Source organism: Pseudomonas sp. PSPC2-3 (assembly GCF_049898265.1).
GTDB classification, from domain to species: domain Bacteria; phylum Pseudomonadota; class Gammaproteobacteria; order Pseudomonadales; family Pseudomonadaceae; genus Aquipseudomonas; species Aquipseudomonas veronii.
On sequence record NZ_JAFCXJ010000019.1, the window covers coordinates 15,101 to 28,502 of the forward strand.

Below are 13,402 nucleotides of genomic sequence, written 5' to 3' on the forward strand. Positions count from 1 at the left end.
AAAAGGCAACGTCCATGAGTACTCTGAAACGGGTTCACACCACCCTCGCCCTCGGTACGCTGTGCAGCATCAGCCCCGCGCTGCTGGCCCAGGGTTTTATCGAAGACAGCAAGGCCACGCTGACCTCACGCAACTACTACTTCGACCGCGACTACAAAGGCGACTCGGCGCAATCGGCCACCCGTGAATGGGCGCAGGGCTTCATCCTGCGCTTCACTTCCGGTTATACCCCTGGCACCGTGGGGTTTGGCCTGGATGCCCAAGGCCTGCTCGGCTTGAAACTCGACTCCAGCCCCGATCGCACCGGCACCGGCCTGCTGTCGTACAACCCGGTCACTCGCCAGCCGAACGACAGCTATTCAGAACTGGGGCTGACCGGCAAGGTCAAAGTATCGAAAACCGAACTGCAGGGCGGCACGCTCGCGCCGAACCTGCCCATCCTGTTTGCCAGCCCGACGCGCCTGCTGCCACAGACCTTTCGCGGCGCCCAGCTCAAGTCCCAGGACATCGACAACCTGACGCTCAATGCCGGCTGGCTCGACCGCATGAACCAGCGCGATTCGACCAACTACCAGAAGATCACCCTGGCCTCGCCCAACCGGCGCTTCAACGGTGCGGCCGAATCGGACAGCTTCAGCTTTGCCGGCGGCGACTACAAATGGTCCGACGCTCTCACACTCAAGTACTACCATGCGGAACTTGCGGACATTTATCGCCAGGACTTCGTCGGGTTTATCGACAATCGCCCACTGGGCCCGGGGCGGGTGAAAACCGATGTGCGCTACCACATCAGCGGCGAGGACGGCCCCGCCAAAGCGGGCAAGGTCGACAACCGCACCTTCGGCGTGATGAGCACCTACAGCCTGGGCGCCCACAGCCTCGGGCTCGGTTACATGCAACTGAGCGGTGACACGGCAATGCCCTACATCGCCGGTTCAGAACCGATGGTGGTCAGTGAAGGCGCCTTGAGCAGCGAGTTCCTCAACCCCAAGGAACGCACCTGGCAGGTCCGCTACGACTATGACTTCGCCGCCCTGGCGGTTCCCGGGCTCAAGGGCATGCTGCGGTATCTGGACGCCAGCCATATCGAACTACCGAGTGCATTGGGCGGCAGTGATCGCAGCGAGAGCGAAAAAGACATAGAGCTGTCTTATGTGGTGCAGAGCGGCACCTTCAAGAACGTCGCGTTCCGCTTGCGCCATGCCTGGTACCGCAATGACTTCGCCCCTACCGCTTCGTTTCGCGATGACAACGAACTGCGGGTGAACATCGATTACACCTTGGCGCTCTGGTAAAGCCTCAATAGGTTAACCCGTTGCGAAACACCCCGGCTTTCCGGGGTGTTTTGCGTTGAGGCTTACTCGGCCGCGCAGTCGCGCGCCGCGATGCCCTTCTCCTGGGCATACGCGGCAGACTTGGCCTCGATCAACGGGCGCAAGGTGGCGCGGTCGGCCTGGACCCAGTCGGTCACCAGCGCCCATTTTTGCCCGTCCCACTGCTGCACCCGGGCTGAACCGCCGCCTTCGTGGTCGGCGCAGGACAGTTTCAACGGCGCGAGCAAGCCTTCGAGACCCAACGCCTTGATGCGAGCGGCGTCGATGTCCAAATGCTCGAACGCCCAGCGCGTTTCCTCACCGTTCAGCCCACGATTGCCGAACTTAGCCTGGCCGGTGCGCAAGGCTTCGACTGCAATGGCCGCGTTGATCAGGCCGATGTTGTAGTAGACCTTGCCGAAGTAACTCGGGTCTTTGAGGTTGCTCTTGCCCGGGTCCAGGATGAACTGCTTGAGTTTGCGGTGGATCTCGAAGCTGTCGCCACCGGGGAACGGCGCCAGCGCCTGGTAGCCTTTGGCGGCGGTGCCCGCGGGGATCACATCGGCTTCGGAGCCGGCCCACACGTCTCCGATCAGGCGGTCCACCGGGATGCCAAAACGCACGGCGGTCTTGATGCCGACCGGGGTGGACACGCCCCAGGTGCGCAGGAACACCCAGTCCGGGTTGATCTGACGGACCTGCCGCCATTGGGTCGACTGCTCGTTGCCGGGGTCCGCCACCGGGATCTGGATATTCTCGAAACCGTACTTTTGCGCGAGCAATTGCATCGCCGCCTGGGTTTCGCGGCCATAGGCGGAGTCGTGGTAGACCGTGACGATCTTCTTGCCCTTGAGTTTGTCCAGGCCGCCTTCGCGCTGGGCGATGTAGTTGATCCCCACCGACGCCTGGCCGTAGTAGTTGAGCAACAGCGGGAAGGCGTAAGGGAACACGCGGCCATCGGTCGATTCGGTACGCCCGCCGGCACCGTCGATCAGCGGGATATGGTCGACGGCGGCGCGGTCCATCAGCGCATAGGACGCCGGCGTGCTGTGGGTGAAGAAGAAGCCGGTCGGCGCGCCGTCGAGGCCGGCCTTGTAGCGTTCGTAGCATTCGATGATACGGTCGGTCTTCCACTCGGTCTCGCACTCTTGCCAGACCAGTTTGACCCCGTTCACGCCGCCTTCGACCTCATTGATATAGCGGAAGTAGTCGATCTCCCCCGCCCACCACGGGATGCCGCTGGAGGCGTAGGCGCCGACCCGGTAGGTCGCCAGCGGGATGAACTGTTGATCATTGGCCGCCTGGGCCGCGGCCGGCAGCAGCCCGCCCAAGGTGCCGATTGCCAGCAGGCCGGCAATAAACGTGCGTTGCAAGGTGTTGTGCATGGGTGTGGTTTCTTTTGAAAAGTGGGGGTTATCCCTCCCGTTGTCGGGTCAGTGCCTATCGACTGACAACACAATTCATGCCAAACCCATAAGCCTTTAAATTCAGCACCTTACGCAGAACCTAAGCCTGCGCGATCGTACAGTTTATTGAACTGCTGTTGCTCCACCAACAGCCTGAGCACGTCCCGTCAGCCTATAAACCGCTGCAGCGCAAACGGCGCCATCGCCGCCGACATCTCCCCCGTCAATACCCACTGCGCGATCGCCTGTCCGAACAACGGCGCGAACTTGAAACCATGCCCGCTCAACCCTGCCGCGACCATCAACCCCGGCACGCGCGGGTCCGGACCGAGCAGCGGATTACCGTCCGGCGTGTCGTCGAAGAACGACACGCGGCGCCCGATCGGCTGTGCGCCCAGTAGACGTTGCACGCGTTGCGCGGCGCGGTCACGGTAGGCCAACACCTGAGTGTCGCTGAAGGTGCCGTCGAAGGCATCCGGGTCGATGGGCGCCCCTTCGGCGCCGCCCAGCGCGCCGATCACGTAGCTGCCGGGGCGATCCGGGCGCAGGTAGAAGCCGACGTCGCGGTCGCAGTAGCCCGGCATCGGCTTATCCGCGCCGCAGACCTCGAGAATGCCCACGCATTGCCGTGTGGCGTGGATCGGCAGCGGCGCGCCGCACTCGGCGGCCAGTGCGGCGGCCCATGGCCCGGCGGCGTTGATCACATGGCTGCTGGCGATAAACCCGCAGTCGGTCTGCACGCCGATGACGCGGCCGGCCTGGCGCACAATCCGCCGCGCCGCCCGGCCCTCTTCGATCACCGCGCCCAGGGCGCTCGCACCGGCGGCAAAGCTGCGCGCGGTAAGACGCGGGTCGCAATAACCGGCGTCCGGTTCGTAGACCGCGCCCGCCAGGCCATCGGTGTACAGGTCCGGCACCCGTTCCCGTATCTGCTCGGGGCAGAGCCATTCAAGCGGCGCGCCCGCTGCCCGCAGACGCGCGACATTGGCCTGGGTGGTCGCTTGCGCGTGCCCGGCAATACCGGTCAGGAACCCCGTGCGCTGGTAGCCGCATGCGCCGGGATAGTGCTGCGGCCACTCGCGATAGGCCCGCACACCTTGCGTCGCCAGGTAGCTGAGAGCGGGGTCGGCATAATACGCCCGCACGATCCCCGGCGATGCGCCCGACGAGCCGCTGGCAATCGCGCCTTTATCGAGCAGCCTGACCGACGCCCCGGCCCGCGCCAGGTGCCAGGCTGCGGCGGTGCCGGTGGTGCCGGCGCCGATCACGATAACGTCGGCGTATTCATGCATCGCTGGTGGCCCCGGCAAGCACCACGCTGGCCGGCAGGCACGGCGCCAATGCGGCCGGCGACAGCGGCGCAAAGCGCGGGCGCGCCGAGGTCTGCGGACGTGGCTGCGAGGCAGCGTGCAGCGCCTGGATCAGCGGCAAACCGTCATGCCCCAGGCGCTGCCACAGGTACTCGGCCAGGCGCGGCATGATCGGCGCGGCCAGGTACGCCAGGCCCTTGAGCCACAGGTAGGCGTGGGCGGGCTGGGTGACGTCCAGGTCGGGGCGTTGCATCCATTGATGCAGCACGTCCCAGGCTTCGCGCACCGACACCGCGTCCAACCGGAAGGCCTGCCCCAACCGCGTAACGGCCAGCTCCAGGGCCGGCCACAGCGCCGGGTCGATGGACTGCGGCCGCGTGTGATCGAGGGCGGCCAGCGCCAGGTCGATGCGGCCGTCGAGCGCACCGGCCAGGTCCACATTGACCACCTCGACAAACTCCTCCACGGCGAAGTTGGTTTCGCCCTGTTCGGGGCTTTCGCGGCTCAGGAAGTAACGCACCGCGTCGCTGGTCGCCGGGGTCTTTTCGACGATATCGGCGGCCCACACCACATGCAGGCGGCTGGTGGAAAACTTCGCGCCTTGCAGGTTGTAGAAGTAATTGGTCAACACGTAATCGAATGAGCGGTGATCCTGCAACGCATCCATCACCGCGACACTGCCGGCCAACAGCAGCACCGCGTTGTCGATGCCAAAACTGACCAGCGTCGTCACCTCGCTGCTGCGCAGCATGGCATGGCCGTGCTCGGGCGCCTGTTCCTGGGATCGGTCGGCGCAGGTCAGCGCATACTCCCAGCCCGATTCGAACAGCACGCGCGGGTTGCCGAAGCGGTCCGGGCTCCAGGCAACGCCCCATTCGCCCGGCGCGGTCAGCCGCACCCGGCCGTTTTCCCGTTCCAGGAAGCGCGCAATCACCTCGACGATCGACGCCGGCGCACCGGAGGTCGCCATGCGCTGCAGCAACTGCTCGGGGTGGGCGACGGTCAGAAACAGGCTTTCGACCTCAACCCAGTGCAGGGGGCTGTCGCCCATGCGCGGTTGCGGGTCAAGCATGGCTTCCGGGCGAAACAGCGCGCCGCAGGCTTCGCAAAAATAGCCGCCCGCCCCCGCCCGGCAATACGGGCATTGCCCCAGCAGCCAGGCCCCCGCCATGTAGCGCCGGGTGTCCGGGCAATACAGCACGCGTTCGACCACGCTTTGCGTCACCCCGAGCGCCACCAGGCGCTCCACCGTGCGCTGGGCATTGCGCGCATGCTGCTGCGCATAGGGGCCTTGCACCAGGTCGAGGAAGTCATCCACCTCGACATCCAGCGCGCGCAGGTCATGGGCGATTTGCCCGTGATAGTCGCGCACCACGGCTTCGGGCGTGCGCTGCTCTTGCAGGGCCTTCCACAGCACATAGGAGTCGAAGCCGTCGACCGCCGAGACCACGTCGACACGATGGCCCTGGCTGCGCAGGTAGCGCCCCAGCATGTCCATGCGCAAGTACGGCCCGGCGATATGCCCCAGGTGCAGCCTGCCGTTCGGAGTGGGCGGGATGGGCATCAGGAAGAAGGTTTGCGCGGCGATAGCGGTCATCTTTTCAATCCATCGAAACAGTAGAAAGGGTGGGTTTGGCGGTAGCGGGCGCATCGGGCCACTGGGCGACGAGCAGGTCCACGGCTTCGCGGGCAATGCCCGGTGCCAGGCGGAAACCGGCGCCGCTGCCGGCGCCGGCAAACACCAGGTTCTGCCCGGCGTCGAAGCTCACCTGCGACTCTCCGCCGGGGCTGTAGCTGTCGCAGAACACCCGGCCGCCGCGACAGCGGGCCACCAGCTCGGGCAGGTAGTGCGCCAGCGTGCGGGTGGCCACCTGCACATCGTGGCGGTTGATTTCCAGTGCATGTTTGCGCGGCGCAACGTCCCATTCATCGCACCGGAAGCTGAACAACCACTGGTTACGCGCCGCCAATGGCATCAGGTAAGCGTCGGATTGCGGCAGGAACAGCGCCGCGGCGTTGCTCGGCGGTACGCCGTCGATATGCAGGGCCACCACCTTCTTCACTCGCAGCCCATGGCGCGCGGCAAGCGCGTCGAACGGCGGCTCGCTGACCCACGGCCCCGTGGCAACCAGGGTGCGGCGGGCGCGCAGCGTGGCGCCGTCGGCCAGGGTGATGCGCGTGCCGCTGCCCAGCGCATCGATCTGCTGCACGCCCACGCCTTCGATGCAGCGCACATGGGCACTGGCCAGGCTGTGGCCGATCAGCAACCGCGCCACCAGCGGTGGCTCATAGCTTTCGGCGGTGCCGCCACGCAACAGGCTTTCGTTCGCGCCAACCTTGAGTGAGGCGCCCAGGCGTAAGCCCAGGTCCGGCGCGCACAGGTCGGCGGGCTGAACCGGCGCATCGACCAGGGCCTGCTCGATGTCTGCGCTAAAGCTGCGTTCGGCCAGCCAGTACACCGGCGCCTGGGTGGTGCGGATGCCCAGGCGATCACGCAGGGCCCGATACAGCTCGGCGCTCTCCCCGGCCAGGCTCCGTTCGCGCGGCGAGCGGCCGGTGGCCAGCAGCACACCCGCCGAATGGGCGGTGGCCCCGTCGCCGATGCGGTAGCGGTCGATCAGCAGAATCTGCCAGTGGGGATAGCGTTGCGTCGCATGATGCAACGCCCAGGCACCGATAATGCCGCCTCCGACAATCACCAGGTCGAAGTGCTGCTCCATGCTCATGCCCACCACACCGAAAACACCTGGACCTGGGTCGTGCCGTTGTTGCGCGCGAAATGCGGCCGCCAGGGCGCGAAATACAGGCTTTCGCCATTTCTGACCGCGTGCCAGGTGCCGTCGTAGAAGACGTCCAGCTCGCCGCCGCTGATAAACCAGATTTCGTTCACGGCGTGCTTGTCTTCGTCGGTCGCGCTGTGTGGCTCGAGGGTGAAACGCGATGACTGGATCGGCGCATTGGCCAGTTTGCCGGCAAAGTGGTGCAGGTACAGGCGCACGCCTTCCGGCGCCACGGGCTCCTCGGTTTCTCGAATCACCGGGGCATTGCCGTTGGGGGCAAGTGTGATGGGTTCCATGACCGGGCTCCTGGGTCTAGTTGGCGAGAGCGGTCAGGCGATCGAAACGCGCATCGCCGACCTCGTCGAATACTTCGTTGGCGCCCCATTGGACGAACGCCTCGGGCTCATCCAAGTCGTACAGGGCTTGCCCGCTGACGCTGTTGATGATGTTCGCGCAACGCCAGGGGATCAGGCCCAGGTTCGGGTCGGCGATGCCTTTCTGGCTGCGCGCGGCGTTTTGCACATAGATGGCCGAGCCCTGCGGCCCATCCCAGGCGACGGAATAGTCATCGTTGAAGACGTACTCGCCGTTGCATCGGGTAATCCGTGATTCGAGCGCCGCCAGGCACGCCGGCATCTGGTAGGCATAGCCTGTACACAGCACCGCGGTGTCGGCACTCAGTTCCTCCTGCACCTGGCTGTGCCCGTGCGCCATCAACAGGCTCCAGTGATGGGGGCGCTGCTGAATCGAGGTCAACTCGCGCCCGGGCAGCAGGCGAATGTGACAGGGGTGCTGCAAGACGTGCTTGAGCTCGTACAGGCGGCGATAAATCGACTGCAACAACGCTTGGGAAATGCCGTCGCTCGCCAGTTTTTGCTCGACCAGCAATGGCCGGCGAACGGCCTCGGGCTGGGCGAAAAAGTGGTCGCTGTACTGCGGGGTGTAGAGCTCGTTGGTAAACGGCGACTCATCCAGCGGCGAAAAATTCCAGCGCCGCGAGACCCAGGTCACGCTGGCGGGCAAGGCGGCGGTGTCGGACAGCAGGTGCTGGATGATTTCGGCCCCGGTCTGGCCGCCACCGATCACCACCACGCGCTGGTCTTTGAAGCTGCGCTTGCGGGTCATGTACTGCGAGGAGTGAAACAGCGTATCGCCCAGATGCGCCTGCGCGCACGCCGGGATCGACGGTTGCTGCCCGGTGCCCAACACCAGGTGGCGCGCCGGTTGCGCCCAGGTATCGCCCTGGAGCAGGAACAGGCCGTTATCGAACGTCACCGAACGCACTTCGCTGTTGAAATGCAGATTCGGCAGCTGGCTGCACGCCCAGCGGTAGTACTGGTTGAACTCGCGGCGCAGCACCTGCTCGAAATGCGCGTTGATAAAACTGAGCAGCTGTTTTTTCTGCGCCAGGTAAGCGAGGAATGACAGCGGGTTGGACGGGTCCACCAGGCTGACCAGGTCCTTGAGGTAATGCACCTGCAGTTTGGCCTCGGGCACCATCATCCCCGCATGCCATTGAAATTCGCTGCTGCGCTCGAAGAACGCTGCGCTAATGCTCGGTTTGGGCTGGGCCAGCGCCGCCAGGCTAAGGTTGGCCGGACCGATGCCGATCCCCGCCATATCGACAACTGCAGGTGCAGAACGCAGATTCATGATCATTATCCCTATTGATGATGTTTTTCAGGTGCAGCGACGCCTCGCGAATGTCACGAAAACGTGCCGGGCAATTGCCTTTACAGGTGCAGGTCCATCAACTTTCCACGGGTTGCGCCGCCGGCGCTTTCAACACCAGGGCGGCCATCAGCATGGCGAGCAACGACAAACCGATGGCGACGCTGACGGCGACGTCGATGGCATCGCCCAGGGGCTGAATCGAGGTGAGCAAGGCGCCGAAGATCGCCACGCCGAAGGCGGAGCCGCTTTGGCGGCTGGCATTGAGCGTGCCCGCCGCCACCCCGGCCTTGGCGCGGTCGACCACACTCATCAGCACGGAGGTGGCGGCCGGGGTGATGATCCCGGCACCGAACCCCACGGCCGGGTAGCACACTGCGATACGCCAGTACGGTGCGTCACTGGCCAGGGCGAACAGGCCGATAAACCCCACGGTGTACAGGCCGAACCCCGCACACAGCACGGCGCGCGCGCCATACGCACGGGTCAGCCGGCCGCAGGTGAAGCTGCCCAGGGTGACCATGGCGGTCAGTGGCAGGAAAGCCAGCCCGGTGTCCAGCGGCGACCAGCCACGCTCGCTCTGGAAGTACACGCTGAGCAGGAAAAACAGGCCATAGAACACCAAGGCCGATGCCAGCGACAGCAGCGTCGCCCCCGAGAACACCGGGTTGCGGAAATACTGCAGCGGCAGCATCGGGTCCTTGTGGCGGCTTTCGGTCACAAAGAACACGCACCAGGCGATACAGGCCACAAACACGCAGGCGTACACCCATTCGGAGTTCCACCCCAGCTTCGCCCCTTCAATCAGCACCGCCACCGAGGTCGCCAGCGCGATAATCGCGGCGACTTGCCCAGTGACGTCCAAGTGCCGGTTTGGCGCCAACGGTGCCGAAGACGGGATGCGCGAGGTCAGCCACACGCCCACCAGGGCGATCGGCACGTTGATCAAGAAGATGCTGCGCCAGCCGAACAGCTCGATCAGTACACCGCCCACCAGCGGTCCGGCCGCCATGGCGATGCCGCCGCACCCGGCCCACACGCCAATGGCGCCGGCGCGCTGGTGGGTCTGCGGGTAAGCGCTGTTGATCAACATCAAGGAACACGGCACCAGCAACGCGGCGCCCAGCCCCTGCAGGACCCGCGCACCGACCAACTCCGGCAGGTCGGTGGCCAGGCCACACAACGCCGAGGCCAGGGCAAACAGGCCGAGGCCGACGGCGTAGATTTTCTTCGCGCCGAAACGATCGCCCAGCAGGCCGCCCGTCAGCAGCAGGCTGGCGAAGGTCAGGGTATATGCGTTGATCACCCACTGCAGCCCGGTGATACCCGAGCCAAAGGTGCGGGAAATCGATTCAACTGCCACGTTGACAATCGAAGTGTCGAGGATAACGACCACATAGCTCAGACTCGTCGCAATCAGTACTTGTCGTTGGTAGCGGGTGTTGGAGGTCATGACCGCGAGCGTCCTTTAAGGGGGCGGCTCGACTATATGCAGCTTTCTGGGATAAACGCTTCGAGCTGTGTCGAAGTGTTTATGTTTATGTCATCCTGAAATCCGATTTCACCTGGCACAGCACGGAGTTCGACGGAATGACCCAGCCAAAAATCTCATCCATCGCCTACCTGATCGCCGAACCCGTGCGCGCAGTGATCCTGATCACCCTGGCAGATGGCAGTTCGATGTCTGCCAGCGCCTTGGCCGATGCCGCTGGCGTGACGCCGCAGACGGCCAGTTCGCACCTGGCGAAGCTGCTCGACGGCGGCTTGCTCACCGTGGAGATCAAGGGCCGCAACCGCTTCTATCAATTGGCCGGCCCCGATGTGTCCCATGTGCTGGAAAGCCTGGCGGCGGTCGCACCGCAAACCAGTTCGTGGCGTAGCCTGCCCAACCGTTCGGCCCATGAATTGCGTTTTGCCCGTTGCTGCTACGACCACCTGGCCGGCCAGGTCGGCGTAGCGGTGACCCAAGGCATGCTGGAGCAGGGTTTTCTCCATGAAAGCGACGAGCGCGAATACGTGCTCACCCGGCGTGGTACCGAGTGGCTGCAGTCACTCAACCCGCAGGCCGGCGAGCCATGCTTGCACGACCACCTCCAGGCCCGCCGCTGCCTGGATTGGACCGAACGGCAACACCACATCGCCGGGCCGCTCGGCACCCACCTGCTGGAGACTTTTTGCCAGTTGGGTTGGCTGCGCCGAACCGCCGGCTCGCGCGCGGTACATGTGACCGGCTCGGGCTGGCGGGCATTCAAGCTGCATCTGGGGATTGAGCACCTGCGCCATCTCGAAGCACCGCTGCATGCCGTGACCCCGGCCAGGAAAACCCTTATGCCGGCACCTGTTGCGAGCTGAACAAGCGCTCGATTTCGGCGATGCGGCGCTCCTGGGCCACCCCGCTCTGCTGCCAGGCGAGCAGCGCATTGATCCGTGCGTACCAGGCCGCCACATGGGGATACTCCAGAAACGGCGCCTGGGTCCGCGGGATATGACTCAGCGGGGCCGCCAGGTCGATGTCCGCCAGGCTCAACGCGTCGCCCACCACAAAGCGCCGGGTGCGCAAGTGCCCGTCGAGCACCGCCGTGTAGCGGTGGATCGCCTGCAGCGCTTCGGCCACCAGGGTCGGGTTCTCGGCGCGGCCTTTGAGGCGGTCCATGAACCGCTGCTCGATCAGCACCGTGGGCCCGCGACGAAAATGCTCGGCGGCCCAGAACATCCATTTGAGCGTTTCGTACTTGGCATTGCCCGCGGGCAGCAATGACGAGCCGGCCCGTTCCGCCAGGTAAATCATGATCGCCGAGGCTTCGAACAGCACCACGTCGCCGTCGACCAAGGTCGGGATCGTGCCGTTGGGGTTGAGCGCCAGGTACTCCGGCGTGCGGTTCTCGCCACTGAACAGGTCGAGGAAGACGAATTCGACCTCAAGCCCCAGGTAAGCGGCGGTCGTCAGTACGCGCCGGGTATTGCTCGAACCTCTGTCGCCATACACTTTCATGCCACTGCCTCGGTTGCGTGTTTGTCCATGAATGAAGGGTGCTCGGCGAGCAGCATCACCACCTCGCGGGCCTGGCGCACCGATTGGTACACCGAATTGACCATCGGCGCCGCCAGGTACGAGGCCATGCCCAGCAGCCAGATGTCTTCCGGCGCTTCGGCGCCGGGCAGGCTGACCTGCAACTGCGCTGACACATAAGGCGGCGTACACGGCGTTGCCGGCGGCACCTGCAGCTCAAGGCCGTTGCGCGAGGCATGGAAAAACTGTTTATGAAAACCGCTGGCGCACACCACCGCATCCACCGCCTCGATACGCCCCTGGGCATCGTGGACCCGCCATTGACCTTGCCACTCAAGCTGTGTCGGCAAGTGCGCGGCCAGCTGCAGGCGCCCTTCGTCGATCAGGCGCAGCAGCGTGGTTGCGGTCTGCAAAGGCACCGCGAACAGGTAACGCCCGACCGCTTCCCAGCAGTTTTGCAGCGCCGCCACGCGCACCGAGGGCGGCGCCGCGCGCAACTTCACGTCGGCCAGGTCCATGCACTGCACCAACAGGTTCTGCCAGTCCGTCGCGCCCCGTCGGGCCAAGGCGACCTCGCCGCGCAGGCGCTGGGTGGGCTCCGCGCTGCGATCGACTTGTTCGCGCAGCGAGCGGCCATTGATCGCCTTGGTCGCCCGCGCAACGATGCGCAGTAAGTGCCAGTACAGCTTGGGGTTTTCCAGGTCCAGCCGGGCGAATCGCGCTTCATCCAGGGCCACCGCGCCACGCCGGGGGGTGGCGGTACGCACGCCCGGCAAACGCCCGGAAGGCGACGCCATCAGCACCTGGTGCCCCGCGCCGCAGAGCAGCAACACACTGTCGACCGCCGACAGGCGACTGCCCAGCACCAAGACCCGTGACGGTTTATCCAGGCTGTCCAGCCAGGCCTTGGCCGGGTATGGCGTGGAGAAAATGCCCGGCGCGCCGACATGCGGGCTGACCAGCGGCGGCACGAACGGCGCGGCACTGCCGGTGCAGACCAACACGGCACAGGCGCGCAGGTCGCCGCCGTCATCCAGCACCAGGCGATAGTCGCCGCGAGCGACCGGCTGGATATGCCGCACCGTCGCCCGCACGATCCGATGTGCAATGCCCCGGGCCTCGGCCACATCGCGGTACTCGGCATAGCGTTGCTTGAGATAGCCCGCCACCCAGGTCCGTGGCACAAACGCGTCTTCGCCGACGTCGATGCCCTGCGCCTGGAGGTAACGCTGAAAGTCGTGCGGTTCATCGTCCAGTATCGACAGGGTCTGCACCGAGGTATTGCATAACAGCACGTCCTCGCAGACGCCGAAGGCAATCGAGTCCGCCAGCCCCTCGGGATCGATGATGTCGATACGCTTGGCGTTGCCGGCGCGCACCAGTTGGATAAACGCCGCGACACCGGTCACCGACCCACCAATGATGGCAACCGCCGCACGCGGGTTCACAGCGCTTGCGCCTTCGCCAGCACTGGCGCCAGCAAGCGCACGCCATACCAGCCCCAATACACGCGGTGGCAGGTGATCAAGCCGTTTTCTATCTCCATCATTTCCATCAGGTCGACCTGCTCCCCCGTCGGCGTCTTGCGCGGGTATTCCCACGTCAGGTTGCGGCCGTTGATGAAGGCTTTATCGCTGCGATACCACTCAGCCAGGTCATTGGGAAAGCGGCGCTTGCTGTCCTCCATGAACCGCTGGATCGTCCCCCGGCCGACCAGCACGCCGCTGCCGTGGTCGGGGTAGATCGCCAGCACCAGCGGCGTTTCGAACACCGCCTGCTCGGCATACAACGCCGCCGTCGCGGCCAGGTCGCCGGCACAGACGCTGGCGTGCCAGGCTTCATAGATAGCCAGCAGGCCGGGATCGATGGACGAAGTCATGGCGTTTCCTCGCGTGGCAGCACAACGGCTAAT

At 65.0% G+C, this 13,402-nt stretch carries 12 protein-coding genes; 2 read left to right on the forward strand and 10 right to left on the reverse strand.

Features of this window, described 5'->3' with window-relative positions; all coding sequences use genetic code 11:
* Positions 1-14 precede the first annotated feature (14 nt).
* Entirely contained in the window at positions 15-1,295 is a 1,281-nt protein-coding gene (locus ACP7E3_RS31290) for an OprD family porin (RefSeq protein WP_046383250.1), read from the forward strand.
* Between the two features lie 62 nt (positions 1,296-1,357).
* Here ACP7E3_RS31290 and ACP7E3_RS31295 read toward each other — a convergent pair whose 3' ends face one another.
* The 7 genes from ACP7E3_RS31295 to ACP7E3_RS31325 all read right to left on the reverse strand — a co-directional run bounded on the left by ACP7E3_RS31295 (position 1,358) and on the right by ACP7E3_RS31325 (position 9,933).
* Positions 1,358-2,698 (reverse strand): ABC transporter substrate-binding protein, encoded by a 1,341-nt coding sequence (locus tag ACP7E3_RS31295; protein ID WP_426125443.1) that lies wholly within the window; start codon positions 2,696-2,698, stop codon positions 1,358-1,360.
* A 188-nt stretch (positions 2,699-2,886) separates the two neighbouring features.
* Entirely contained in the window at positions 2,887-4,011 is a 1,125-nt protein-coding gene (locus ACP7E3_RS31300) for an NAD(P)/FAD-dependent oxidoreductase (protein ID WP_057005525.1), read from the reverse strand.
* On the reverse strand, positions 4,004-5,626 hold the full coding sequence (locus ACP7E3_RS31305) for a methionine--tRNA ligase (protein WP_082107752.1): 1,623 nt from the start codon (positions 5,624-5,626) through the stop codon (positions 4,004-4,006). The genes ACP7E3_RS31300 and ACP7E3_RS31305 overlap by 8 nt, the downstream gene beginning before the upstream one ends.
* 4 nt (positions 5,627-5,630) lie before the next feature.
* The gene (locus ACP7E3_RS31310; RefSeq protein WP_236255113.1) at positions 5,631-6,755 is read right to left on the reverse strand and encodes an NAD(P)/FAD-dependent oxidoreductase; all 1,125 of its coding nucleotides are present in this window, start codon (positions 6,753-6,755) and stop codon (positions 5,631-5,633) included.
* Positions 6,752-7,105, reverse strand: a complete 354-nt coding sequence (locus ACP7E3_RS31315; RefSeq protein WP_046383247.1) for a cupin domain-containing protein — start codon at positions 7,103-7,105, stop codon at positions 6,752-6,754. The genes ACP7E3_RS31310 and ACP7E3_RS31315 overlap by 4 nt, the downstream gene beginning before the upstream one ends.
* Positions 7,106-7,121: 16 nt before the next feature.
* The gene (locus ACP7E3_RS31320) at positions 7,122-8,462 is read right to left on the reverse strand and encodes a lysine N(6)-hydroxylase/L-ornithine N(5)-oxygenase family protein (protein ID WP_232566559.1); all 1,341 of its coding nucleotides are present in this window, start codon (positions 8,460-8,462) and stop codon (positions 7,122-7,124) included.
* Positions 8,463-8,559: 97 nt separating this feature from the next.
* Complete coding sequence (locus ACP7E3_RS31325) at positions 8,560-9,933, reverse strand: MFS transporter (RefSeq protein ID WP_046383245.1); 1,374 nt, start codon at positions 9,931-9,933, stop codon at positions 8,560-8,562.
* Between the two features lie 137 nt (positions 9,934-10,070).
* Between ACP7E3_RS31325 and ACP7E3_RS31330 the strand changes: the two genes are divergently transcribed.
* The gene (locus ACP7E3_RS31330) at positions 10,071-10,832 is read left to right on the forward strand and encodes an ArsR/SmtB family transcription factor (protein ID WP_126589499.1); all 762 of its coding nucleotides are present in this window, start codon (positions 10,071-10,073) and stop codon (positions 10,830-10,832) included.
* On the opposite strand, the gene ACP7E3_RS31335 is transcribed toward ACP7E3_RS31330, so the two are convergent.
* The 3 genes from ACP7E3_RS31335 to ACP7E3_RS31345 are packed head-to-tail and all read right to left on the reverse strand — an operon-like array spanning position 10,807 to position 13,369.
* Entirely contained in the window at positions 10,807-11,472 is a 666-nt protein-coding gene (locus tag ACP7E3_RS31335) for a glutathione S-transferase family protein (protein WP_017847290.1), read from the reverse strand. The genes ACP7E3_RS31330 and ACP7E3_RS31335 overlap by 26 nt on opposite strands.
* The gene (locus tag ACP7E3_RS31340; RefSeq protein WP_108523980.1) at positions 11,469-12,938 is read right to left on the reverse strand and encodes an FAD/NAD(P)-binding protein; all 1,470 of its coding nucleotides are present in this window, start codon (positions 12,936-12,938) and stop codon (positions 11,469-11,471) included. Before ACP7E3_RS31340 ends, ACP7E3_RS31335 begins: the two co-directional genes overlap by 4 nt.
* Positions 12,935-13,369 carry a nuclear transport factor 2 family protein gene (locus ACP7E3_RS31345; RefSeq protein ID WP_046383242.1) on the reverse strand — a complete coding sequence of 145 codons (435 nt, stop codon included), beginning with the start codon at positions 13,367-13,369 and terminating at the stop codon, positions 12,935-12,937. Before ACP7E3_RS31345 ends, ACP7E3_RS31340 begins: the two co-directional genes overlap by 4 nt.
* Positions 13,370-13,402: the final 33 nt, after the last annotated feature.

What these genes read in the sequence shown, in the direction of transcription:
- ACP7E3_RS31290 (WP_046383250.1), top strand. Translation starts at nt 15, where the DNA reads ATGAGTACTCTGAAACGGGTTCACACCACCCTCGCCCTCGGTACGCTG.
- ACP7E3_RS31295 (WP_426125443.1), bottom strand. Translation starts at nt 2,698, where the DNA reads ATGCACAACACCTTGCAACGCACGTTTATTGCCGGCCTGCTGGCAATC.
- ACP7E3_RS31300 (WP_057005525.1), bottom strand. Translation starts at nt 4,011, where the DNA reads ATGCATGAATACGCCGACGTTATCGTGATCGGCGCCGGCACCACCGGC.
- ACP7E3_RS31305 (WP_082107752.1), bottom strand. Translation starts at nt 5,626, where the DNA reads ATGACCGCTATCGCCGCGCAAACCTTCTTCCTGATGCCCATCCCGCCC.
- ACP7E3_RS31310 (WP_236255113.1), bottom strand. Translation starts at nt 6,755, where the DNA reads ATGAGCATGGAGCAGCACTTCGACCTGGTGATTGTCGGAGGCGGCATT.
- ACP7E3_RS31315 (WP_046383247.1), bottom strand. Translation starts at nt 7,105, where the DNA reads ATGGAACCCATCACACTTGCCCCCAACGGCAATGCCCCGGTGATTCGA.
- ACP7E3_RS31320 (WP_232566559.1), bottom strand. Translation starts at nt 8,462, where the DNA reads ATGAATCTGCGTTCTGCACCTGCAGTTGTCGATATGGCGGGGATCGGC.
- ACP7E3_RS31325 (WP_046383245.1), bottom strand. Translation starts at nt 9,933, where the DNA reads ATGACCTCCAACACCCGCTACCAACGACAAGTACTGATTGCGACGAGT.
- ACP7E3_RS31330 (WP_126589499.1), top strand. Translation starts at nt 10,071, where the DNA reads ATGACCCAGCCAAAAATCTCATCCATCGCCTACCTGATCGCCGAACCC.
- ACP7E3_RS31335 (WP_017847290.1), bottom strand. Translation starts at nt 11,472, where the DNA reads ATGAAAGTGTATGGCGACAGAGGTTCGAGCAATACCCGGCGCGTACTG.
- ACP7E3_RS31345 (WP_046383242.1), bottom strand. Translation starts at nt 13,369, where the DNA reads ATGACTTCGTCCATCGATCCCGGCCTGCTGGCTATCTATGAAGCCTGG.